16 protein-coding genes are annotated in these 23,674 nt (G+C 62.4%); 12 read left to right on the plus strand and 4 right to left on the minus strand.

Annotated features, from left to right (window positions below; translation table 11 throughout):
• Positions 1-277 precede the first annotated feature (277 nt).
• From VGL22_RS08555 to VGL22_RS08590, 8 genes are all read left to right on the plus strand, one after another.
• Complete coding sequence (locus VGL22_RS08555) at positions 278-1,495, plus strand: OpgC family protein (protein ID WP_465266485.1); 1,218 nt, start codon at positions 278-280, stop codon at positions 1,493-1,495.
• A gap of 173 nt (positions 1,496-1,668) precedes the next feature.
• A complete protein-coding gene (locus VGL22_RS08560) occupies positions 1,669-5,175 on the plus strand; it encodes a TonB-dependent receptor (protein ID WP_465266486.1) in 3,507 nt (1,168 codons plus the stop codon).
• Between the two features lie 605 nt (positions 5,176-5,780).
• Positions 5,781-6,479: a winged helix-turn-helix domain-containing protein gene (locus VGL22_RS08565; protein ID WP_465266487.1), complete on the plus strand. Its 699-nt coding sequence runs from the start codon at positions 5,781-5,783 to the stop codon at positions 6,477-6,479.
• A 66-nt stretch (positions 6,480-6,545) separates the two neighbouring features.
• Entirely contained in the window at positions 6,546-7,937 is a 1,392-nt protein-coding gene (locus VGL22_RS08570) for a sensor histidine kinase (RefSeq protein WP_465266488.1), read from the plus strand.
• 319 nt (positions 7,938-8,256) lie between these two features.
• Positions 8,257-10,284 carry a glutaminase family protein gene (locus tag VGL22_RS08575; protein WP_465266515.1) on the plus strand — a complete coding sequence of 676 codons (2,028 nt, stop codon included), beginning with the start codon at positions 8,257-8,259 and terminating at the stop codon, positions 10,282-10,284.
• A 140-nt stretch (positions 10,285-10,424) separates the two neighbouring features.
• Positions 10,425-11,423, plus strand: coding sequence for a phosphate ABC transporter substrate-binding protein PstS (gene pstS / locus VGL22_RS08580; protein ID WP_465266489.1), 999 nt, complete (start codon positions 10,425-10,427; stop codon positions 11,421-11,423).
• Between the two features lie 501 nt (positions 11,424-11,924).
• Positions 11,925-14,486 carry an ABC transporter permease gene (locus tag VGL22_RS08585; protein WP_465266490.1) on the plus strand — a complete coding sequence of 854 codons (2,562 nt, stop codon included), beginning with the start codon at positions 11,925-11,927 and terminating at the stop codon, positions 14,484-14,486.
• A gap of 189 nt (positions 14,487-14,675) precedes the next feature.
• Complete coding sequence (locus VGL22_RS08590) at positions 14,676-14,855, plus strand: hypothetical protein (protein WP_465266491.1); 180 nt, start codon at positions 14,676-14,678, stop codon at positions 14,853-14,855.
• Between the two features lie 307 nt (positions 14,856-15,162).
• On the opposite strand, the gene cyaY is transcribed toward VGL22_RS08590, so the two are convergent.
• Positions 15,163-15,486 carry an iron donor protein CyaY gene (gene cyaY, locus VGL22_RS08595; RefSeq protein WP_465266492.1) on the minus strand — a complete coding sequence of 108 codons (324 nt, stop codon included), beginning with the start codon at positions 15,484-15,486 and terminating at the stop codon, positions 15,163-15,165.
• 264 nt (positions 15,487-15,750) lie between these two features.
• Between cyaY and VGL22_RS08600 the strand changes: the two genes are divergently transcribed.
• A complete protein-coding gene (locus VGL22_RS08600) occupies positions 15,751-16,623 on the plus strand; it encodes a hypothetical protein (RefSeq protein WP_465266493.1) in 873 nt (290 codons plus the stop codon).
• A 10-nt stretch (positions 16,624-16,633) separates the two neighbouring features.
• Here the strand turns inward: VGL22_RS08600 and VGL22_RS08605 are convergent, their stop codons facing one another.
• Entirely contained in the window at positions 16,634-18,505 is a 1,872-nt protein-coding gene (locus tag VGL22_RS08605; protein ID WP_465266494.1) for a serine hydrolase domain-containing protein, read from the minus strand.
• Between the two features lie 231 nt (positions 18,506-18,736).
• Here VGL22_RS08605 and VGL22_RS08610 point away from each other — a divergent pair, with 231 nt between their 5' ends.
• Positions 18,737-19,342: a hypothetical protein gene (locus VGL22_RS08610; RefSeq protein WP_465266495.1), complete on the plus strand. Its 606-nt coding sequence runs from the start codon at positions 18,737-18,739 to the stop codon at positions 19,340-19,342.
• 147 nt (positions 19,343-19,489) lie between these two features.
• On the opposite strand, the gene ribA is transcribed toward VGL22_RS08610, so the two are convergent.
• Positions 19,490-20,158 (minus strand): GTP cyclohydrolase II, encoded by a 669-nt coding sequence (gene ribA / locus VGL22_RS08615; RefSeq protein ID WP_465266496.1) that lies wholly within the window; start codon positions 20,156-20,158, stop codon positions 19,490-19,492.
• An 86-nt stretch (positions 20,159-20,244) separates the two neighbouring features.
• Positions 20,245-21,126, minus strand: coding sequence for a hypothetical protein (locus VGL22_RS08620; RefSeq protein ID WP_465266497.1), 882 nt, complete (start codon positions 21,124-21,126; stop codon positions 20,245-20,247).
• A 258-nt stretch (positions 21,127-21,384) separates the two neighbouring features.
• Between VGL22_RS08620 and VGL22_RS08625 the strand changes: the two genes are divergently transcribed.
• Complete coding sequence (locus VGL22_RS08625; RefSeq protein ID WP_465266498.1) at positions 21,385-22,734, plus strand: sensor histidine kinase; 1,350 nt, start codon at positions 21,385-21,387, stop codon at positions 22,732-22,734.
• Positions 22,735-22,814: 80 nt separating this feature from the next.
• Positions 22,815-23,576 carry a triose-phosphate isomerase gene (gene tpiA / locus VGL22_RS08630; RefSeq protein ID WP_465266499.1) on the plus strand — a complete coding sequence of 254 codons (762 nt, stop codon included), beginning with the start codon at positions 22,815-22,817 and terminating at the stop codon, positions 23,574-23,576.
• The last annotated feature ends 98 nt before the right edge of the window (positions 23,577-23,674 follow it).

Genomic DNA, 23,674 nt, shown 5'->3' on the forward strand with positions numbered 1-23,674 from the left:
CTTTCGGCGCGAATTTCGAAGGCATAGCCGCCGCGCCGGAGAACCAGAGTCCGGGGAGATGGAATGCCGCCCAAAGGCGACCCAGTGTGCGCGGCAGAATATGCGTACCGGAGTCTGGCAGAGCCCCCAAGGCGGGGTCAACCGGATGAAGTGACAGTGGCCATCGCAAAAGATTTACGGCAATTCGAAGTCCCAAACTCAACTCCAGCGCCGGCAGATCATCTAACTCCCCAGGGGGAATCTCGCTCAAGTGATGCCTCTTGCCGAGATAATCGAAATGCCGCTGCCCAAGCACCTTCATCTACCCAAGCTCGAGCGCAGTCCGGAACTGGATGCGCTGCGCGGGCTCTTCCTGGTGTGGATGACCATTACGCACCTGCCCACGCGGTTCAGCGACTTTGTGAACCAGCCGCTGGGGTTCGTGTCTTCGGCGGAAGGATTCGTCTTCATCTCCGCCCTGCTGATCGGAAGACTCTACATCCGCGGCTTGGTGCAGGATCCGCGCCATGCGCGCGCCCAGCTCTGGAAGCGTTCCCTGAAGATCTACAGCTATCACCTCATCATGCTGGCGCTGGCGTTCACCGTCGTGGCGCAAATCGCGATCCACACCCACAAAGCCGCACTCACCAACCTGCTCAATTTCTATTTCGCCCACCCGTTTGTCGCCATCGCCGGCTCTGTCCTGCTCATCTATTGCCCCCCGCTGCTCGACATCCTCCCCATGTACGTCACCTTCCTCTTCTTCACCCCCATCGTGCTCTCCGCGGCCGTGCGCTGGGGTTGGAAGTGGATTCTCGCCGCCAGCGGCCTCGTCTGGCTCCTCGCGCAGTTCGGCGTGCGCGACCTCGTCCACAACGCCATCGTGCACGTAACCCATCTGCCTATTCCCCTGCAGGAATCTGGCGCCTTCAACCTCTTCGCCTGGCAGATGATCTGGACAGTCGGCATGTGGCTCGGCGCCAAATCCGCAACAGACCGCGTCCCCCTCGACAAAATCCCCGCCTGGCTGGCCGCCGTCTCAGCGGCGGTCTGCGTCTTCTTCATCGGTGTGCGCTTCGGCTGGTTCGGCCCGCAACTCACTCCTCAAACGCTTGGCCTCAAACTCGACAAATGGCAGATCGGCCCGCTCCGTGTCCTCAACCTCGCCGCCTTCATGGTCTGCGCTTACTGGTCGCGAAAGTACGTGCTCAAGCTCATTCATCGCGAGCCGTTCATCACCCTCGGCATGGCCTCGCTGCGCGTCTTCTGTGCCCACATCGTCTTCGTCTTCGCCGGGCTCACCATGCTCTACGGCAACTTCAACTCCGACGGACTCGACCAGCTCCACGGCATGCCCGCCATCGCCCTTCTCGCGTGCACGTTCATTTCACTCATGTGGCTCGCCTCACGCGAAGTGCGCAACAAACGCCTCGAGCGCGAACGCCGCAAAGCCCAGCAGCTCCGCGAGCAACACCGCGCAGAAGCCCAACCCGAACTCGCCAAAACCGGCACCTGAGCCAATCGCAATCAGCGCCCCCGCTCCACGGAGCCCCCTGCTGCTTCCCCCTTATCGATTTTTTGCCCCCTCCGCAGTTCTCCTCAGCCGCAATTGACGATACCCTGTAATCGTTCCGTAACAATTGCACTCCTGCGTATCGCGCTTTGGATTCCACCTGGAAGGTGAGAGGGATGTCATGTTGCTCTTCCTCGGCCCGTCTCCGCGGCCGAACCCTATTCGTCCTGCTCTGTTCCCTCATCGCCCTCACGCCTCTTGCGGCCAGGGCACAGTCCACATTCGGCTCCATCCTGGGCACCGTGCGCGACCCCTCCGGCGCCGTCGTCGCCGGGGCTGACATCAAGCTCGTAAACACCGGCACCGCCGCCGAACGTGCCGCGCAAACCGATCAGGACGGCAATTACGCCTTCAACAATATCGATACCGGAGCCTACGAACTGCGCCTGAGCGCGCCTTCCTTCGCCACCGCCTCGCTGCCCGGCATTCAGCTCACAGCAAGAGAAATCCGCCGCGTCGATTTTGTCCTGCACGTGGTCGCCGACACCCAGACCATCGAGATCAACGATCCCCCCCAAGTCATCAACACTGAAACTTCTTCCATCACGCAAACCAAGGTTGGAGAAGAACTGGTCCAGCTTCCCGTCGCCATCTACTCCCGCTCCACCGGCTCTACCAGCCCCATCTCCACCCTCACCACGGAAGCCGGCGTGCAAACCGACGACAGCGGTAACCTCGCCATCATGGGCACCACACCCGCCCTCCTCAGCGTCACCATTGATGGCATTTCCAGCGTGGGCGTCGAATACTCCGGCCCCGTCAACGAGATGTTCCCATCCTTCAATTCCATTGAAGAAATCCAGATCAGCGCCACCAACAACAATGCCGAATTCTCCGGAGTCGCCGACATCACCACCGTCTCCAAGGCCGGAACCATCAAGTACCACGGCGGCGCATTTGAGAATCACCAGAACACCGTCTTCAACGCCGGCGACCCCTTTACCCTCTCCAAACCGAAGATCATCATGAACGACTTCGGCGCCACTCTCGGCGGCCCCCTCCGTTTCAGCCGCTCCGCCAGTCCCTCCACCTTCTTCTTCCTCAGCTATGAAGGCCTCCGCCTCCCTCGCGAAACCCCCATCGTCCTCAGCGTCCCCTCCCAGGACATGCGCAACGGAAACCTGGTGAACTACCTCACCGGTCAGGGCGTGGACGCCATCTACCAGCCCGACGGCATCACCCCCATCGATCCCGCCCACGTCCCCGTGAGCACCATCTCCGCCGCCCTGCTCCAGCATCTCTTCCCCGCTCCCAACACCAACGGCCCGGACAGCTACGCCAACAACTACCAGGTGAATTTCCCGTCGCCCATCTCGAGCGACCAGGGCGACGTGCGTCTCGACCACACCTTCTCGTCACAGCAGAATGTCTTCGCGCGCTTCTCCTACAAGAACCGCCAGGTCGTCACCGCGCCCTCGTCCACCTGCGTCTATACCTACTGCGCTGAGGCCGGCAGCCCCCTCCAGGGCGGCTTCAACACGCCCGAAATCGATGAAGGCCTCACCTTCGCCCACAACTACATCTTTTCCCCCTCCCTCCTCAACGAGTTCCGCGGCGGCTATAACGCGCAGCACACCTCTGAGACCCAGAGCTACTCCACCACCGAGCTACTCGACAATATCGGCCTCACCGTTCCTCAGCCCTCCACCGACTACTCCGAAGCTCCCCAGGTGCTCATCAACGGGTTCATGTCCACCGGCGCCGGAAACCCCGGCAAGCAGCGCGGTCAGATCATCCAGGCGCTCGACAACGTCTCCTGGATTCACCACACCCACACCCTTAAATTGGGAGCCGACTTCAAACGCATCCGCGATCACGATGACAACGTCTTCGGCAACTACCGCTCCGGCTGGTACGTCTTTGACGGCAGCTCGCAGGTCGGCGCCAACGTCGGCGACCCTTACGCCGCGTTCCTCCTTGGCTATCCCGACTGGACCGAGGTCAGCACCACCAACCGTCCCACCATGGACGGCCTCGGCTACTCCTATTCCGTCTACGCCCAGGACGCCTGGAACGTCACCCCGTCGCTCACCCTCAACCTCGGCCTGCGCTACGAGATTCACCCGCCCATCAAGGAGCAGCACGGCAACACCGCCTTTTTCCAGCCGGACTTCAACGGAACCGGAACCGATGGCGCCAACGTGCAAGGCGCCGTAGTGGTGCCTGACGCCGCCGCCCTTGACTACACTTCCAGTGACTTCGCCGCCGCCATCGCGCCCACCCCCATCATGACCGCGCATCAGGCCGGGCTTCCCTCCGGCCTCCATTACACCGATCATCAAGACTGGGGTCCGCGCATCGGCTTTGCCTGGCGGCCGTTCCGCAACGACAAAACCGTCCTCCGCGGCGGATGGGGCCGCTTCATCGAATCGCCCCTGGGCTTTTCGCTGGTCGCCGGCTGGGCCGTGCACGCAAGCTACGTCGGCACGTACAACCAGGACTTCGCCGACGAAGCCCAAACCACGCCCCTGCTCACCTTCAACAATCCCTTCAATCCCGCCGGCGGCAGCACCACCGGAACCGCGGGCTTCTATTACGCCTTCCCCATCCACTACAACGACCCTTCCGTCCAGCAGTGGAACATGACTTTCGAGCGCGATCTGGGCCACAGCATGGGCATGCGGCTCTCTTATGCCGGCAGCCACGGCCACAACCTCGACGCCATGGTCGACCTCAACCAGGTTCCCGCCAATCCCTACGGCTACTACAGCGCCGACCCCGACGCACCCGCCACCGGCTCCTGTATCGACAACGCCGGCTCGGACGGCAGCCAGGTCGCCGATCACCGCCCCTATCCCTGCTGGAGCATCATCCAGAGCGTCGTCAACGCCGCGGAAAGCAATTACAACAGCGCTACGGCGGAAGTCTCGCGCCGCGCCGGCTCCGGCCTCACCTTCGATGCCAGCTACACCTGGACCCGCGATCTCTCCAACGCCGGCGGCGCCGTTCCCAACGCCTTCGCTGTCGCCGGTGGCACCTTCCTCACCGACCGCTTCCATCCCGGCCTCGACTACGGCAACGTCATGTACGATCGCCGCCATCGCTTTCTGGCCACTTATCTCTATGACCTCCCCTACGGCCATGGCAAGCGATTCCTGAACTCACCCGGATTTCTCAATTCAATCGTCGGGGGTTGGCAGATCGGCGGCGTCACCATCTGGCAGTCCGGTCCGTTCCTCACCCCCTACCAGCAGTCCGTCGATCCCGCCAACACCAACATCCTCACCACCGTCGGCCAGGCCCGCACAGACCAGCGTCAGCACACCCCGCTCTATGCTCCTCACCGCAACACCACGCAGTGGCTCAACCCTGACGCATTTCCCTACCAGAACCTCGCCACTCCCGACGGAACAGGCATCGGCCGCTTCGGCAACGCCCCCGTCGGCGGAGTCATCGGCCCCGGCACCGTCAACTTCTCGCTCTCGGCCACCAAGGCTTTCGCCCTCACCGAACGTGCCCAGTTCCTCTTCCGCGTTGAAGCCGCCAACGTCTTCAATCACCGCAATTACGAGCCCCCCAGCATGCAGGCCGATGCCAGCGGCTTCGGCTCCATCACCACCCTGCAGGAAGCCGAAGGCGCCGGCCCCCGCAGCCTCCAGCTCGCCGCCCGCATCACCTTCTAATGATGAGGATGAGAACCTTTAGGGGCCGCGAACAGAACAGTGGCCACCCCTACCCATCTGGGCTCACTCCCACCCGTGACAGCCATCACAGTCTGCCCAGCCCAAACCCCCCATACTCGTCTCCTGCCGGCCTCGCGGGCCGGACAGCGCAGCCATGCACTCAATCGCCCAATCCGCCTTGACAGCTTTCACCGCGCAACCAGGAGCCCTTGTTTACCAGAAAAATAACCATGTGTTTTTCGCTGTTTCTCATCTGTGGAAAACAAGTACCATATAAATCATATAGATACACATTCCCATAAGTGATCCAGCTCACCATTTTGAGGGCCAAACTCCTCTGGTCGTCGCACTTCTTTCTCATCGGGTAGGCTTCACCATTACTGATGAGTACACATAGCGAGCAACCTCAAAACTCGGAAGCACAGACGGCCCCCGCCCCAATCACCTGCAACACACCCCGCGCCAAAGGCGCAGTTGCCCGCACGGCACGTGCCAAATTCACACAACGTTTGCAATTTATTTGCCTGGCTGCATTAATCTAAAGTCGTTTCCGTGCGGCCTTCGCCAACTGAAATCATCCTGGCCGCCGGACGAGGGTAGACCGGTTGAGCCAATCCGTTTTTGTGCTGGAAGATGACGCCGATATTTCGCGGCTTGTGCAGCATCACCTGGAAGCGGCGGGATTCAGTGTCAAGCCGTACCTCACCCCTTCCAACATCATTCCTGACGCCGAGCGCCAGCCCCCCGCGCTCTTCCTCCTCGACATCATGGTCCCCGGTGGCGATGGTCTCGACGTCTGCCGCCGTCTGCGCTCCAATGCCTCTCTTTCCACCATCCCCATCATCTTTCTGACTGCCCGCGCCGGCGAAAACGACCGCGTCCTCGGCCTTGAACTGGGCGCCGACGACTACATCACCAAGCCCTTCGCCACCCGCGAGCTGGTGGCCCGCGTCAAAGCCGTGCTGCGCCGCTTCGAGCGCCCCACGTCCCCCTCGATCATTCGCTTTGAGGAAGTGGTCATCGACGCCGGCGCCATGCAGCTCACCGTGCGCGGCGAGCTCACCACAACCACGGCAACCGAGTTCCGCCTCCTCGACTACCTCGCCCGCCATCCCGGACGCGTCTACAGCCGCGACCACCTCCTCGACGCCGTCTGGGGCGACGCCCGCTTCGTCACCCCCCGCTCCGTTGATGTCTACGTGCGGCGCATCCGCGAGAAGATCGAAATCGATCCCGAAAACCCGCGCTATCTTAAAACCGTGCGCGGCGCCGGCTATCGCTTCGAGATGCCCAAAGGCGAGTAGCCCGGCAGCCGCCGGTCCCTCGATAATCCAGTCATCGTTCTCCCCACCTGATTGGAGTGGTGCGTTTTGACTCGCAAAGTATTTACAAAGCTGCTGGGCCTTTTCGTTCTGCTGCTGGCCTTCCACACCATCGTCATGGAACTCGTGTTCCGCGCCCTGATGGAGCGCCGCGTCGGCGAGGTCCTGCAGCGTCTCGGATGGGAAGCCCTCTGGTCCGGCCTCATCGCTCTCCTCGTCGCACTCCCGCTCGCCGCCTGGGTCGCCGTGCGCATCATGAACCGCCTCCAGCGCGTCGTCGATTTCGCGCGGCGCATCGCCTCCGGCGACCTGAGCGCTCGCCTTCCCGCCTCCGGCCAGGATGAGCTCTCCGCCATGGAGTCCGCTCTCAATCAGACCGCGGAGCGCCTCGGCCAAAGCATCAGTGAAATGGAAAGCCGCCGCCACGAGTTCGCCGCCATGCTCGACTCCATGGAGGAAGCCGTGGTGGCCGTTACCGCGGAAGGCCAGGTCCGCTGGTCCAATGCCGTTATGCAGCGCATCGCCGGCACCCAGATCCGCACCGGCCGCACCCTCGCCCACTCCGTCCGCGACCCCGATCTGCTCGCCTGCGTCAACGCCGCCCTCGAGAACAAGAAAGTCTGCAGCGGCCGCGCCAGTTCCCTCTCCCCCGGACGCGTCTTCGAAGTCAATACCGCTCCCCTCCCCTCCGGCGGCGCGCTCGCCGTGCTCCACGATGTCACTCGCATTGAAGCCGCCGAACGCACCCGCCGCGACTTCATCGCCAACGTCAGCCACGAGCTCCGCACCCCCCTCACCTCCATTCAGGGCTACGTCGAAACCCTCCTCGACGACCCCATGCCCGATCCCGAAACCTCCCGCGAGTTCCTCCACATCATCCAGCGCAGCGCCCGCCGCATGAACCGCCTCACCGAAGACCTCCTCACCCTCGCCGGCGTCGAAAGTCCTGACTACAAGCTCTACCGCCAGCCCATCGCCGCCTCCGCCCTCGTCGATGACGCCGTCGCCTCCATGGGCGGCATAGTCTCTGACGCCGGCCTCCAACTCCAGCTCGACGATGCCCCCGCCGACAAAGTCATGGCCGACCCCGACGCCATGAACCAGGTCCTCGGCAACCTCATTGAGAACGCCCTCAAATATGGTGGAACCGGCGGCCGCCTCCGCGTTGGAGCGCGCCGCCTTGAAAATGAGGTCGAGTTCTGGGTCCAGGACTTCGGTCCCGGCATCGCATCTGAGCACCTGGGCCGCATTTTTGAGCGCTTCTACCGCGTCGACAAGGCTCGCTCCCGCGAATCGGGCGGCACCGGCCTCGGCCTCGCCATCGTCCAGCACATCGTGCACGCCCACGGCGGACAGGTCCGCGCCGAAAGCGAACTCGGCTCCGGTGCAGCTTTCTACTTCACCCTCCCCCTCGCCGAACCAGCCTCTCCCGCCCTCTAACCAAGGTGCCCCGGAGCGAAACCGAGGGGTCCCGATTTGAGACCTGGGAAACCACGAACCCCAGCCAGCCAGTCTCCTGACCGCTCCACCACACACTTCCGTGCCCCATCCTGTCGCCTTTTTCTGGCGACAGGTGGGAAACCGCAAACCTCGATTCCCGCATTCCATACCTGATTCACGGCTTCGCAGGACCCCAACCCCCAGCCCTTAAAATGGACTCCTCCTAGACCTTTGCCTTCAGCAGGGCCACAGGGACGCATCATCATCCTCCGAGGTGCCGGTGAAAGCCATTCTCAAAGCTCTTCTGCTCGTCTTCACAATGTCTCTCTTCTCCACCGCAGTCCACGCCCAGCAACAGCGTCCCCCTGCCGTCCCCCTCATCGCATACGATCCCTACTTCAGCGTCTGGTCCGCCGCCGATCACCTCACCGATCGCAACACTACCCACTGGACCGGCAAGCACCAGCCCCTCTTCGGCCTCCTCCGCATTGACGGCAAGCCCTACCGGTTCATGGGTGAAGATCCGCGCGAAGTCCCCGCCATGCAGCAAACCAGCCTGCGGGTCACCCCCCTCCACACCATCTACGAATTCACCGCCGCCGGTGTAAAACTCACCGCCGAGTTCTTCACTCCGTCCCTGCCCCAGAATCTCGACATCCTCTCCCGCCCCGTCACCTATCTCACCCTCACCGCCAGCTCGGACGCGCCTCACGACGTCTCGGCACTCATCGACGTCGACCCGGTCATCGCCGTCAACACCCCCGACCAGGCCGTCACCTGGGGCCGCTCCCGTGCCCAGGGTCTTACCGTCCTCAACGTCGGCTCCCAGGATCAGCGGGTCCTCAATCGCGCCGGCGACGACCTCCGCATCGACTGGGGCTACTTCCATCTCGCCGCACCCGACGCCTCCAACGCCCAGCTCGTCGCCTCGCATGACGCCATGGACTCCTTCGTGAAATCCGGCACCCTCCCCGCCGCCGACCAGATGGACATGCCGCGCGCCCCGCGCAATGAAGCCGCGCACCTCGCCGTCCTCCTCCCCCTCGGCCAGGTATCTTCCCCTGTGAGCCGCCACGTCCTCCTCGCCTACACCGAGGACTTCGCCATCGAATACCTCAACCGCCGCCTCCGCCCTTACTGGCAGCGCAACGACGACACCGTCGAATCCATGCTCGCGGCATCCGAGCGCGACTACACCAGCCTCCAGCAGCAAGGCGCCCGCTTCGACGAAGACCTCACCGCCGACCTTCTCAAAGCCGGCGGCCCCGCCTATACCCAGCTCGCCATCCTCGCGTACCGCCAGACCCTCGCCGCCCACGGCTTCGCCGCCGATTTCGACGGCACCCCCATGCTCTTCCCCAAAGAAAACTTCTCCAACGGCTGCATCTCCACCGTCGACGTCCTCTACCCCTCCGGCCCCTTCTTCCTCTTCTTCAACCCCGCCCTGCTCCAAGCTCAGTTGAAGCCGGTGATGGAATACGCCGCCCTCCCCCGCTGGCGATTCCCCTTCGCCCCTCACGACCTCGGCACCTATCCCCTCGCCAACGGCCAGGTCTACGGCGGCGGCGAGCGCACCGAAGACGACCAGATGCCCGTCGAAGAGAGCGGCAACCTGCTCATCCTCGTTACCGCCATGGAGCACGAACTCGGCAACTGGGACTTCGCCCGCCAGTACTGGCCGCAGTTCCAGAAATGGGCGGAATACCTCCGCACCCAAGGCCTCGATCCCGCCCGCCAGCTCTCCACCGACGACTTCGCCGGCCACCTCGCCCACAACGCCAACCTCTCCATCAAGGCCATCGAAGGCCTCGCCGCCTTCGCTGAAATGGCCCGCGGCCTCGGCCACTCCGATGTAGCCGACGACTACACCCGCGCTGCCAAAGACATGGCCGGCAAATGGCAATCCATGGCCATCGACGGCGATCACTACAAATTAGCCTTTGACAACCCCGGCACCTGGAGCCAGAAATATAACCTCGTCTGGGATCAGATCCTCGGCCTCAACCTCTTCCCCGCCAAGGTCCGCCAGACCGAAATCGCCTTCTACCTCAAGCACATCAATCGCTACGGCCTACCCCTCGACAACCGCCGCGATTACACCAAGCTGGACTGGGAGACCTGGACCGCCACCCTGGCCGACAATCCCGCCGACTGGAATGCCCTCATGGACCCCATCGGCCGCTGGATCAACGAAGGTCCAAGCCGCGTCCCCCTCACCGACTGGTACGACACTCAGACCGGTAAGCAGGAATCCTTCCAGGCCCGCTCCGTCGTAGGCGGCGTCTATATCAAGGTGCTCGCGGACAAAGCCCTGACGCAGAAATGGAGCAAGGCCGACCGCAAATGAGTTGTGTGAATCAAGCCGTTCACACAATCTTCACAATCCGTTCCTGTAACAATCTGCGCAAGATACGGGCGTTATTCAAACGCCCGTAACATCCGCGTCAGACAATCAAGTACGGCAGAAAATCTGCAAGGGAGCGACACGTGAAGAAAACCGTAATTGCCGCTGGATTGTTGATGTTGGCTATGGGCGCGGCCCAGGCGCAGCACCTGACGGGAGCGGGAGCCACCTTCCCCTACCCCATCTACTCCAAGTGGTTCTCCGAGTACAGCCAGGCCCACCCGGGCGTGGAAATCAACTACCAGCCCATCGGCTCGGGCGGCGGCATCACCCAGGTCGCCAAGGGTACGGTCGACTTCGGCGCCTCCGACATGCCCATGAAGGATGAGCAACTCGCCTCCTCCCCGGTCAAACTGGTGCACATTCCCACCGTTCTCGGAGCCGTCGTGCCCATCTTCAACGTCACCGGCGTCCAGGACCTCAAGCTTGGCCCCGACGTTCTGGCCGAAATCTACATGAACAAGATCACCACCTGGAACGATCCCAGGATTGCCAAGGACAACCCCGGCGTCAACCTGCCCAATGACCGCATCGTCGTGGTCCATCGCTCCGACGGCAGCGGCACCACCTTCATCTGGACCGACTACCTCAGCAAGGTCAGCAAGGATTGGAACGACGGCCCCGGCAAAGGCACCTCCATCAACTGGCCCGTCGGCATCGGCGGCAAAGGCAATGAGAATGTCGCCAGCCTGGTTCGCCAGAACCCCGGCGCCATCGGCTACGTCGAGCTCATCTACGCCCTCCAGAACAAGATCAACTTCGGCCAGGTGAAGAACGCCTCCGGCAAGTGGCTCAAGGCCTCCATCGACGGCGTCACCGCCGCCGCTGCCACCGCCAAGATCCCCGCCGACTATCGCGTCTCCATCACCAACGCCCCCGGCGACAACTCCTACCCCATCTCCAGCTTCACTTACTTGCTCATCCCTGCGAAGTCCGCCAATGCGGCCAACGCCAAGGTGCTGCACGACATGCTGAGCTGGATCATCAAGTCCGGCGAAAGCGAAGCCAGCAATCTGTCCTACGCTCCGCTTCCGCAGAGCCTCCAGGACCAGGTCCTCAAAACCATCTACTCTCTCCAGTAAATCCGCGTCCCACCCAAGCAGAGGCCCGGCCCAAGCGCCGGGCCTCTGCATTTGGCTGATGACAATCCACCCACCACAAACTCCGGCCGTCTGCTGCGTTGCAAGGCACGACTCACAGCGTGCAGAAGAAACCCTTCCTGAACGGCCCTTTGTAACAAGGGCATGACTTCAGTCAGGCCAAGAACTGCCAATAGAATTCCAGGGCTTTAGCCCCTGCCATCGTCGACTTGCCACAGACCCTCGCCCCTTCCCGCAACCTGTCCAGACCTGCTGCTAAATGACGAAGTATGCCGCGGGCTTCAGCCCCTGAGGGATCGGTCTGAAGATAGCCGGCAAGCAGTTTTATTTCTACAGAGCCCGTTCGACCCTGGGTTTTTCCTCCGCGCGCAAACGCCCCTCAATCTTCAACCGGAACCTTACGCACACTCCTCTGTGCCCGCCATCACACAAGCGCGGAACCCTCACCCCGCATCCTCCGTATGCAACCCCAGAGGGATTGTCATGCGAACCCTGCGCCAGGACTTCTTGTACGCTCTGCGGCAGATGCGTCTGTCTCCCGTCTTCACGCTCACCGCCATACTCACCCTGGCCCTGGGCATCGGCGCCACCACCGCCATCTTCTCCCTCATTCACTCCGTCATGCTCAAGTCCCTCCCCGTGGCCTCTCCCGATACGCTCTACCGCGTCGGCGAAGGCAACGACTGCTGCGTGAACATGGGTCCTGAAGACAGCTGGGGATTGTTTCCGCTCGTCGTCTACGAGCGTTTCAAGCAAGCCGCGCCCGAGTTCGAGCAGCTCGCCGCCTTCCAGGCCGGCCGCGATCTCTACAGCGTCCGCCGCGGCCTCACTGACCAGCAGGCCAAGCCCCTCCACAGCGAATACGTCTCCGGCAATTACTTCGCCACTTTCGGCCTCGGCGCCTATGCCGGCCGCACTCTCACGCCTGCGGACGACCAGCGCGGCGCCCCGCCCGCCGCCATGCTCACCCACCGCGCCTGGCAGCAGAAGTATGGATCAGACCCCGCCATCGTGGGCTCCACGTTCATCATCGACGGCCATCCCTTTACCATCGTCGGCATCGCCCCGCGCGGCTTCCACGGCGAAACCCTGCAGAGCGATCCGCCCGAACTCTACATCCCCATTCAGCAGGAACCCGTGCTGGCCGGCGCCAACTCCCTCTTGAACCAGCCCATGGCCTGGCTGCGCATCATTGGCCGCGTCAAACCCGGAGTCAACCCTGCGCCCCTGGCCCCGCGCTTCACCACCATCCTTCGCAACTGGTTCCTCCACGACTTCGGCCCGCTCTTCCCGCAATTCGCGTCGCAGGTCAACCAGGTCCTTCCGCGCCAGCACGTCAACATCATCCCCGCAGGATCCGGCATCTCCGTCATGAAGTCCGATTACGAAGCCAGCCTGCGCATCCTCTTCGCCGTATGCGCGCTCGTGCTTCTCATCGCCTGCGCCAACGTAGCCAACCTCCTCATGGCTCGCGGCTCGGCGCGCGCCACGCACACCGCTGTCCGCCTCGCCCTCGGAGCATCCAGAAAACGCCTCATCCTGCAATGGCTCACAGAGAGCATCGTCCTCGCGCTGGCCGGCGGCCTGCTCGGCATCGTCGTCGCATTCCTCGGCGTAAAAATTGTCATCGCCCTCGCCTTTCATTACGCCACCTTCGTGCCCATTGACGCGATGCCGTCCCTGCCCGTCCTCGGCTTTGCCTTCGCCGTCTCGCTTCTCACCGGCGTACTCTTCGGCACGGTCCCCGCATGGATCGCGTCCCGCGCCAATCCTGCCACCGCCCTGCACGGCGCCAACCGCACCACCCGCGACCGCAGTTCCCTCTGGCAGAAATCCCTCGTCGTCCTCCAGGCCGCCTTATCGGTCGTTCTTCTCAGCGGCGCCGGCCTCCTCACCCGCAGCATGCAAAAACTCGAGGCGCAGGACTTCGGCTTCCAGGTCGACAACCGCGTCAGCGTCTCGCTCTATGCGCCCTTCAGCACCTACTCGCACGAAAAACTCAACGTCACTTATCGCGCGCTGCAGGACCGCCTCAAGCAGATCCCCGGCGTAAAGAACGCCGCGCTGGCGCTCTACACCCCGCTCACCAACAACTGGGGCGAGCTTGTCTTCCTCCCCGGCATGGACGCCCCCGACATCTCGCACCCCGAAAACATCATGATCTCCTGGGATCGCGTGAGCCCCGGCTATCTTGAAACCATGGGCCAGACCATCGTCCGCGGCCGCTCCATCACCGATCAGGACACCGCGTCCACCCGCAACGTCGCCGTCGTCGATGAAGCCTTCGTCAAGCGCTACTTCAAACAGGGAGAAGAGCCCATCGGCCAGGTCTTCGGCATCGACGATCCCCGCTATGACAAGACCTACGAAATCGTCGGCGTCGTCCACACCGCCAATTACACCGATCCCTCCGGCCACTGGCGGCCGCCGCTCTTCTTCATTCCGCTCGCCCAGCACGGCACCTATGACAAGCAGATGGTGCAGATGATCGACGACCGCAGCCACATCATCGAAAGCGCCGTCCTCCAGATCAGCGGCAGCATGGATGGCCTCGAAGCCCAGGTGCGCAAGGCGTTCTCTGAGGTCGATCCCAACATCACCCTCATCCGCGTCCGATCCATGGAGCAGCAGGTCGCCGACCGCCTCGACCAGTCCCGCACCGTCGCCCGGCTCACCGGCCTCTTCGGATTTCTCGCCCTGATCCTCGCCGCCCTCGGGCTCTACGGTGTAACCGCCTACTCAGTCGAACGCCGCACCAGCGAAATCGGCGTCCGCATCGCCCTCGGCGCAAACCGCACCAGCGTCGTGCAGCTCGTTCTGAAGGGTGCCTTCCTTCAAATCGTCATCGGACTGCTCGTCGGAATTCCAGCTTCCATCGGATGCGCCCGGCTGATCGCCTCGCAGCTCTATCACGTCAGCGGATGGGACCCGCTTGTGCTCACTGGATCAGTGCTGGCTCTCGCCCTGTGCGCGCTCATCGCCAGCCTGCTTCCAGCCCGACGCGCCGCCGCCGTCAACCCCGTCACCGCCCTGCGCGTCGACTAGGGACTGCCGCAATCGCGCATGCCGGCGCTTAGTTTTGCTGACGACAATCGCCACTGTCGACCGAGGAGAAATTTCGAACCCGGGAGTGCGATAAGATTGCCCACGACAGCTCCCATGTAAGACGGGCGATCCGGAGACGTATGTCGGGACAAGAGACATTTGAGGGTCACTACGCGCACCTGTCAGACGATGAACTTGCGCTCATCGTTGCAGACCGCTCCGACCTCGTTCCTGAAGCAGACGTGGCTCTCGACGAAGAATTACGGCGGCGGAAGCTATCGCCTGCTGCGCCTCGCCCCTCTCCGCAGTACGAAATACCGCCTGATCTGCACTGCCTGGACGACGATGGGAGCTACGGACGAGCCATGAGGACGAAGAGGTTCCTGGATCGCTTCTGGTACTTGTTCGTGTTCGGGCCGCCGTTGGCGATGTTGTTTTCTGCGCGTTTCGCATACAAAGATCCGGACACGCTGAAGTACAGCCTGCTGTGGATTTTCATGTTTGCGGCGTACTGGCTGCTTCTGAAGGGCCGCCTCGCAGCATTCACATGCCCGGTGTGTGCGCAACGCTTCGGTCGAGGCGATGCATGCGAGCGGTGTGGTCTGCCCAGAAAGCGAGCCCCATCAGCACCGCATCCATGAAAAGGAATTTTGCGGGCTGTATGTGCAGAAGCCCCTCAGCCTTCCTTCCGCTCCTCGATCAGCCGATCCACCAGCGGAATCAACTTCTCCCCACTGCGCGGCAGCACAAAAACCGCCCCCGCCGCGTCCCAGTCCAGCTTGAAGCTGGTCGAAAGAGCCGAAATCCAGATCTGCCGCACCGGCGTATTCGGCGTAATCACAAACTTCCCCGCCGGCTCCTCAAACAGAACATGCATCGCCCCCTGCTGCTCTTCCACTTCAAAGCCCGCCTCGTCTTCCTCTTCGCGCGCAATTAAATGCTTCTTAAGCCTTTCAAGCGCTGCCTCGGCGGCACGGCGAAACTCCTGCTCATCCATCATGGCCCCAGTGTAGCAAGGCCCACCCGCCCGTTTTCCTGCGCTCAATCAAACCGGCAGCGCCCCATCCCGCATCACAACTATCCGTATACGCCCCTGAGAGCGGGGCCTCTAATGACAGACCAGCTTAGATTAATGCTCTTAAAAAATACGAACTCGTCGCCGATCTTTCCCTCTTCTGCACCCCTTGCTACAGCAAGCGCCCGTGTCGCCGCCCCCGTCAATCCGCCGCGCTGCCGCCGATCCCGCGGAATCGCCGCAGCCTGCATGCTTACCGGCTTTCTGGCCGCCTCCACGGGCTGCTGGGCTCTCGACGCCGCGCGCGAAGATGCCGGCACCCTCGTCCGCGAAACCGTCTATAACGAGCTCCACGATCATGACCGCCACGGCTACTGGCGCTACTGGGTCCAGCAGCACACCCAGAACGGCACCCGCATGGAAGAGCAGGTCGAAACCGTCGACGGACCCGTCGGCCGCCTTCTTCTCGAGAACGGCCAGCCCCTCGACGAACAGGGCGAACAGCTCGAACGCTCCAAACTCGTCACGCTCCGCAATTCCCCCTCGGAACAGGCCAACCGCCGCCAGGCCTACCACGAGGATGAACAGCGCATCGGCCGCGTCCTCGCCCTCCTGCCCGACGCCTTCACCTACCAGGACGCAGGCATCGAGAACAATCGCCGTCATCTGCGCTTTGTGCCCAACCCGAAATACTCCGCGCATTCCATGGAAGCCCGCGTCTTCCACCAGCTCAGCGGAGACCTCTGGATCGACGTCCGCATGAAGCGGCTGCACCGCCTTGAAGGCCGCCTGAACGACGACGTGAGTTTCGGCTACGGCATGCTGGGGCGCGTCAACAAGGGCGGCTGGTTCCGCCTGGTGCGCACCCAGGTCGCCGACAATGAATGGAAGACTGAGCGCCTTGAAGTCCACATGAGCGGTAAGGCACTCCTCTTGAAGACCATTGACCACGACACCAGCGAAGTTCGCGGGGGATTCGAAGCCGTTCCCCCCGCCATGACCTTCCAACAGGGATTGAAGGTCCTTGAGCAGACCGTCGCAGCTCGCCAGGCCGCCATGGCCACCGGCCACGTCTCACCCGCTGCCCTCGTCGTGGAACGCACCTCCGGCCCCGGTCAGTAGCGCCGCGCGTTTACGCCCACGTCCGCAGCCCGATAATCCCCCACCACGCCAGGTAAACCACCGCAATCATCAGCGCCAGCGCCACAACCCCTGAATACCACCGCACCCACCGCCGCACGCCCGCGCCAGCTGTAATCACGGCCCAACTGCTCATCAGCACTGCTCCCGCAAAAAGCAGTGTCGTGACCATCAGAGCCACCGACCACACCGACACGTTTCCCAGCCTCGTCAGAATTTCACCCGAGCTCACCACAAAAATCCCGCAGAACGCCACCAGGCTGGCCACCGCAATCAGCGGATAAATCCGCATCGCCCTTTCCGCCGGCCGCCGCCGCCGCGGAATGAACCCGCCAATCATCCAGAACACCGCGTAAATCGGAATCGAGACCACCGCCAGCGCCACAAACCCTGTCAACGCAATCTCCGCCAGCGCCACTACTGTGGGAACCCGCTTCAACACGTTGCCCGCGTAAATGAACGTTCCATCCGCATTGGGCGTGATCAGCGCCGCGGAAGCCGCCGGCTCCGGCGATCCCTCCTTGGGCAGATACCGGAAGAACCGTCCTCCCACGGGCGCAAAGTTCGACGGCCCGTTCATGCCCTTCAACGTCATCTTCCCATCCGCGAACGACACATGCGTGAGCCCCGCAATCCGCTCCAGAAAATGCGTCAGCTCCTGCCGCGGCGAGTCCGGCTCATACCATCCCGCATAATCCGCCACAAACGAAGGCATCGCCGCCGGCGCCGGCACCACCGGCTTCGCAAGCGTCAACGTCACATACTTGCGAATCGCCTTGCTGATTCGGTCGAACGCACCGCCATTGCCGCTGCTGATCGAAAAGAAATAACCCACGCCGTACTCCGACATGTAGCCCAACTCCGTCAGCCCGCCCTCCACGCCTCCGTTATGCCCGTGATACACAAATCCATCACTGAAGGTCCAGTAGTTGCTCAGCCCATAGCCCGCCTTCAACCCATCCTTCGCAGCCCACGTGCTCACCGGGCTCTCCATGCGGTCGATATCTTCCGCCGCAACCAGTTGCACCCCGTTCACCGCACCGCGGTTGAGATAAAACTGCACATACGGCGCCATATCATTTGCCGAAGCGTTGATCGATCCCGCCGGCCGGTAAATGATGTGCCAATAGGGATACGGCGTCTTGCCGTCATCGTGATACAGCGTCACCGCATGCGCCGCCGACAGAAAATACGTGGCTGTCTTCATCCCCATCGGCCCAAAGAAATTCTGCTGCACGTAATCCTCGAACCGCTGCCCCGTCACCTTCTCCACGATGTACGCCGCCACCGCCGGACCCGTGTTGCAGTACGACATCCGCGTTCCCGGACGCCAGCGCGAAACCCGCGATGCCGTCCCATACGCAAGCGCCGTCCGCAGGTCCATCCCATCGGCATTCTTCGCGTACTCGCGCAGATGCATATCGTCCCAACCGGTCGTGTGCTCCAGCAGGTTCACCACTCGCACCGGATCCGTGCTCTCCCAGCGGTTCTTGAACTCTACGTCCGGGGCCAGCTTCCGCACCGGATCCTCGAGCGAGAGCTTCCCCTCCCGCGCCAGCTTCAGAATCGACAGCGAAGCAAACGCCTTTGACGTCGAGCCGATGCGAAACAGCGTATCGGCCGTCGCCGCTTCATTCGCCGCCACATTGGCCGTGCCCAGCGCGCCCACCCACTCCGGGCCGTCCTTGTGCACAATCGCCACTGACACCGCGGGCGTGTGCGTATCCTTGAGAATCTGTTCTATCTGCTGCCGCAGTTCCGCAACCGACCGGGCCGCCTTGGGCTCTTCTTTTTTGGGAGGGTCTGCCACGGCTGACACCGCGAACGACAGCACGCAAATCACGAGGGCAAAGCGCATACGCATAAACGCAGTTCTCCTTTTATGGAGATGAAAAGCTGACTGGATAATTCGGCCCCCATGCTACACCCGCGCCTGGCCTTCAAACACCTCGATCAACTCCACGCCCGCGCCAGAGTAACGGCGAAGACACACCCCAAAGTACGCTGTGCCGGGCGGTGAAGTCCCCTCGGGCGCTTACAAACTCCGGGCGAAGCGAACGCCTGATTCTCCATCTGCGCCTTCGCACACGGTCTTGTGACGGTGCGCATAGGCGCCCGCTGCGCTGGCCGCCTACAATCCTGCCATTTCCAGAAGAATCGGAGCGTTGCCATGCAAGAGATGCAACCTCGCTTTCTGCCGTTGGCGGCCAAAACGGTCGTTTGCCACACCGTCACCTATTTCGCGATGGGCGCGCTGGCTTCCCACTTCCTGCATTACGAGCAGATCTTCAACCAGCCCAATTCCGGTTACCGCCACTTCGGCGATCCACTGCTCATCCTCGGCGTGCCGCTCCAGATCTTCCGCGGAATTCTCTTCGCGTCCATCTTCTATCTATTCCGTGAAGCACTCTTTGGCCGCCCCCGCGGCTGGCTGCGCATGGCGTGGATGCTGATCGGCATCGGCATTTTGGGCACCTTCGCCGCCCCGGCCGGCTCGTTCGAGGGCTTCATCTATACCACGATGCCTATCCCTTTTCAGTTGCGCGGGTACCTGGAAATTGTGCCGCAGGCGCTGCTGTTTTCCGCGCTGCTCTGCTATTGGGTCAATCGCCCGAAGAAAGCCTTGAACTGGACGCTGGGAAGCCTCTATTTCATCTGCTTCGCGCTGCCGATCGTCGGACTGCTGGCCCCGCGCCGCTAGCCAACCCGGCGCCGCGGCCAGCAACTCAGGTATGCGCCACCCACGCCCACCCAAACGCCCTCGACACCGGACGGCCGTCCCTGCAGCCCGGGCCTGCGCACTCCTGCCGCTGAGCTCAAGCGCATCGGAACAGATCAAAACGCAGCCTTATTCCTCGCCCACCAGCGCGTCCGGAATCGAGTCCAGGATGTGCCCCATCTTGGCCTGCTTGGTCCGTAAATAGCGCTCGAAGGTATCCTGCGCCTCCACCTCGGCGGAGACGCGCTCCGTCACTTCGATGCCGGCAGCCTGGAGCGCCGAAACCTTCTCGGGGTTGTTGGTGATGAGGCGAACAGCGGAAACTCCCAGCAGCTTCAACACCTCGGCCGGCAGTTCGTAGGCGCGGCAGTCAGGCGCGAAACCCAGCTCCACATTGGCTTCCACGGTGTCGAGCCCGCTGTCCTGCAGCTCGTAGGCCTTGAGTTTCGCCATCAGGCCGATGCCGCGGCCCTCCTGCTGCTCGTAGAGAAGAATGCCCGCGCCCTCGTCGGCAATCTTGCGCAATGCCAGCTCAAGCTGCAGCCGGCAATCGCAGCGGAGCGATCCAAACACGTCCCCGGTGAGGCACTGGGAGTGGATCCGCACGATGGGCGCCTCCGCATGGATATCCCCCATCACCAGCGCCACCAGCCCTTCAACTCGCTTCCCAGAGGCCTCGCCGTGCTCACAGCAGGGCCTCGCCGAAGGCAGAACGCCTTCAAACCCCATAATTCGAAACGCGCCCCAGCGGGTAGGAAAATCCGCCTCCGCCACCTTGTTCACACTCTCAAACGCCATATTCCCATTCTACTGTCCGCAAAAATCCGCTCAGCGGCATACGTCACAGATGCGCGAGGCAGGCATTTGGGAGCAATGGCCCGTGTTCAGCGCGAGCTGTCGCTGGTGACGCGGATATATTCGAAAATGCCGACAAACATCACAGCCGAGAAAATGTGCCACAGTCCATGCCCCTGGATGATGCTGCCCGGGTCGTAAGCACATTTGCTGTAAACACCGTCATAAGCCGCAAACAGGTTCTTATCTCCGTCCGTGAATTTGAAGATCACCGCCGCCAGCCCGGAGAGCATCGCTACCGAAGTCCACAACAGCACCGGCCGCCAATCCGTCTTCCACGCAAAGTAGATGAATCCCGATTGGCTCCAGTTGATCGAGCCAATGGCCTCGACCACCATGTAGACAAACAGCATTCCCACCAGCAGCGGCGTGAAATAGTCGGAATCGAAAAATTTCACGTGAGTGCGTAGTATCCCGGCAGCACAGCCCAGCCCCACGCCGCCCAAAATCAACATAAGCCACGATGTCACATCGCTGGTCGAGAGGCGCATGACCTTCACCATGGCGTAGACAAGCATCACCAGCACGGCGCTGTAAGTCATCATCATGTCCACGGTCTGGCCGGTCTCGGTGAGCGTTCCGTGGAAATAGCCGCTGCCAATCGCCAGCAGCATCATCACAACGCCGATCGCTTTGCCGAAGGCGAAGTCCGATCGCGTGAAAATGAACAGCCCCGCCGCCAGGTAGGCGAAGTTCGACCAGAAGTTCATTCCCTGCACAAACGGAGCTCGAGGATTCACTTCCTCGCATTGCTCGTGGTGATAGCCATCGATGCGGTCCTGGGTGGTGTGCGCCCAGGGATGGGCTCCGGCAAGGAGGATCACCAGAGTCAGCAGAATCACGGCCAATAGACACGCAGCCCAGATCAGCGTCCAGTTCCAGCCCTCGGGTAGCAAGTCGGGAAAATCCATGATCATTCCTCTTTCCGGGAATGCCGCGCAGCTCGGGGGATGCACGGGCGGGGTTCGCGGTTCACATGATTTGCGTTTCAGCAGGTTTGCTATCAACCAGGAAAGGAAGGCACGTCGGGGAAACACATCAGGGGAAAACCCTGCACACGCTTGCGGGCCCATTTGCTTCAGGTGGTGCTACGGGCGGTTCTGATGCTCGCAAGCATACCGCGAATCGGGGATGCAGGTCTCTAAGAAAACCGGATTGAATGCACGCCTGTGGCGAATCCGCCCCTGCGGTTCGCGCTCCCGCACCCGCTGTACCATGAAAGCGTGACCAACACCCTCATCTTGATCACGCTGCTGGTCAAACTGGGCGTGGCGGCTTCTGTGGCCAGCGCTCTGGCCCGGGCCAAGACGTTCCAGCGCCTCCTATTCGCGGATCGCCGCAGTTCCAATCAAACCGCAGGCCTGCTGGCTTTTCTGCTGGTCCCCCTTACCCTGGGCGTATGGGTGCGCACCACGGTTCCCAACTTCCTGGCAGCCGACATCTCCTTCGAAACCGTGATCCTGCTGGGCCTTCTGGTCGGCCCCTGGTGGGCCATGCTGGGTGGCGTGGTGCTCTCCGCGCCGGCCATGATCCACGCCGAATACCTGTCCCTCCCCTTCTATGCCGTGCTGGGCATCGCCTCCGGCATCCTCGGCCGCTTTGTGGAGCGCGAAGAGATCTGGGGCTTCACCCCGTTCGTCGATCTGAGCCTTTACCGCTGGGTCCGCCGCAATCTCCGCCAGCCCCGCATCGACCGCCAGTTCCTCATGCTCTTCGTCATCGTGGTGCTCGAGATCGCCCGCGAGTGGCTCAGCCGCATGAACCCAAAACGGCTGTTTGCGCTGAACTCCAGTTCCTGGGGTATGCAGCTGCTCGTGTGGCTCTGCGCTCCCGTGGTGGTGGGAATCGCACTCAAAGTGTGGAACGCCCTCCGCCTTGAACTGAAGCTCAAGCAACAGGAACGCCTGCTCCTCGAAGCACGTCTCGACGCCCTGCAGCGCCAGATCAATCCCCATTTCCTCTTCAATACGCTCAACTCCATCGCCTCCCTCGTCCGCCTGAAGCCTGAGCTCGCGCGGCAGATGACCGTAAAGCTTGCCAACATCCTGCGCGGGCTGCTCAAGGAGCACGACACCTACGTTCCCTTGAGCCAGGAGCTCAGCTTCACCGACGATTACCTCGACATCGAGGTCGTGCGCTTCGGCTCGGAAAAGCTGCGCGTCGAAAAGGAAATCGATCCCGCCACCCTCGACGTGCTGGTGCCAAGCATCCTGCTGCAGCCGCTCATCGAAAACAGCATCAAGCACGGCCTCGAGCCGCGCATCCACGGCGGCACCGTGACCCTGCGCAGCCGCCTCCAGGGCGACCGGCTGATGATCGAAGTGGCTGACGACGGCATAGGCATCGTGGCACAGCCCGCATCCGCCCTCAAGCGCGCCGGCAACGGCATCGGCATGAAGAACGTGCGTGAGCGCCTGGAAGTGCTCTACGGCACAGACGCTCGCTTCACAGTCGTCAGCAACCCCGGACGCGGCACGCTGGTGTCCATCGAGCTGCCGGCAAACCCTGACGCCCACTGAAACACTCACGACATGTGCCCCGCGTCACTCCAACGCCAGCCCCCGTCCTCTAAAATCCAATACGAGGAACTCACACGATCATGTCCCGTAAAGCTCTGATTGCCGCCAACTGGAAGATGTACAAGACGCCCGCCGAAGCGAAGGCGTTTGTCGAAGCATTCCTGCCCCTCGTCGCCGATCACACGCGCGATGAGATCGCACTGTTTCCCTCACCCGTGCTCTTGCCCACGGTGATTGAGGCTGCCGGCGGGTCCAACGTCGTGATCGGCGCGCAAAATATCCATTTCGCTGAAGAGGGCGCCTACACCGGCGAGACCTCCGTAAACCAGCTCACCGCCATCGGTGGCACCCACACACTCATCGGCCACTCGGAGCGCCGCCAGTACTTCGGCGAGACCGACGAGATCGTCAACAAAAAGCTGCACACCGCCATCAAGCACGGCCTTGTGCCGGTAGTCTGCATCGGTGAAGTGCTCGCCGAGCGCGAAGCCGGCCTGACCGGAAACGTGCTCAAGACGCAGGTCAATGGCGCATTCGCCGGGATCAAAGGCCTCGCCGCCGAAGTGATCTCGTCCATCGTCATCGCCTACGAGCCCGTCTGGGCCATCGGCACCGGCAAAACCGCCACCCCGGAAATGGCCGTCAACGCCCATCGCATCATCCGCGCCGAAGTGGCCAGCCTGCTCGGCCCCAAGGTTGCAGCCAACATGCGCATCCTATACGGCGGCAGCGTGAAACCTGACAACGCCACCGCCCTCATCGGTCAGGAAGAGATCGACGGCGCACTGGTGGGCGGCGCCAGCCTCAAGCCCGATTCGTTCACCGCAATCGTGAAGTACTGAAGACCGGGAGCAAGCGAAACAGCGAAGAAGCGAAACCCTGAAGCAGCGAAGCGGCCGAACCCCTTCGCTGCCTCGCCTCTTCGCTCTTTCACGGAACT

This window comes from Occallatibacter sp., assembly GCF_036502485.1.
In the GTDB taxonomy this organism is placed as follows: domain Bacteria; phylum Acidobacteriota; class Terriglobia; order Terriglobales; family Acidobacteriaceae; genus Telmatobacter.

Excerpts from the sequence above, each read along its gene's own strand:
- VGL22_RS08555 (WP_465266485.1), top strand. The coding sequence starts at position 278 with ATGCCGCTGCCCAAGCACCTTCATCTACCCAAGCTCGAGCGCAGTCCG.
- VGL22_RS08560 (WP_465266486.1), top strand. The coding sequence starts at position 1,669 with ATGTCATGTTGCTCTTCCTCGGCCCGTCTCCGCGGCCGAACCCTATTC.
- VGL22_RS08575 (WP_465266515.1), top strand. The coding sequence starts at position 8,257 with ATGTCTCTCTTCTCCACCGCAGTCCACGCCCAGCAACAGCGTCCCCCT.
- VGL22_RS08585 (WP_465266490.1), top strand. The coding sequence starts at position 11,925 with ATGCGAACCCTGCGCCAGGACTTCTTGTACGCTCTGCGGCAGATGCGT.
- VGL22_RS08590 (WP_465266491.1), top strand. The coding sequence starts at position 14,676 with ATGAACTTGCGCTCATCGTTGCAGACCGCTCCGACCTCGTTCCTGAAG.
- cyaY (WP_465266492.1), bottom strand. The coding sequence starts at position 15,486 with ATGATGGATGAGCAGGAGTTTCGCCGTGCCGCCGAGGCAGCGCTTGAA.
- VGL22_RS08600 (WP_465266493.1), top strand. The coding sequence starts at position 15,751 with ATGCTTACCGGCTTTCTGGCCGCCTCCACGGGCTGCTGGGCTCTCGAC.
- VGL22_RS08605 (WP_465266494.1), bottom strand. The coding sequence starts at position 18,505 with ATGCGTATGCGCTTTGCCCTCGTGATTTGCGTGCTGTCGTTCGCGGTG.
- ribA (WP_465266496.1), bottom strand. The coding sequence starts at position 20,158 with ATGGCGTTTGAGAGTGTGAACAAGGTGGCGGAGGCGGATTTTCCTACC.
- VGL22_RS08620 (WP_465266497.1), bottom strand. The coding sequence starts at position 21,126 with ATGGATTTTCCCGACTTGCTACCCGAGGGCTGGAACTGGACGCTGATC.
- tpiA (WP_465266499.1), top strand. The coding sequence starts at position 22,815 with ATGTCCCGTAAAGCTCTGATTGCCGCCAACTGGAAGATGTACAAGACG.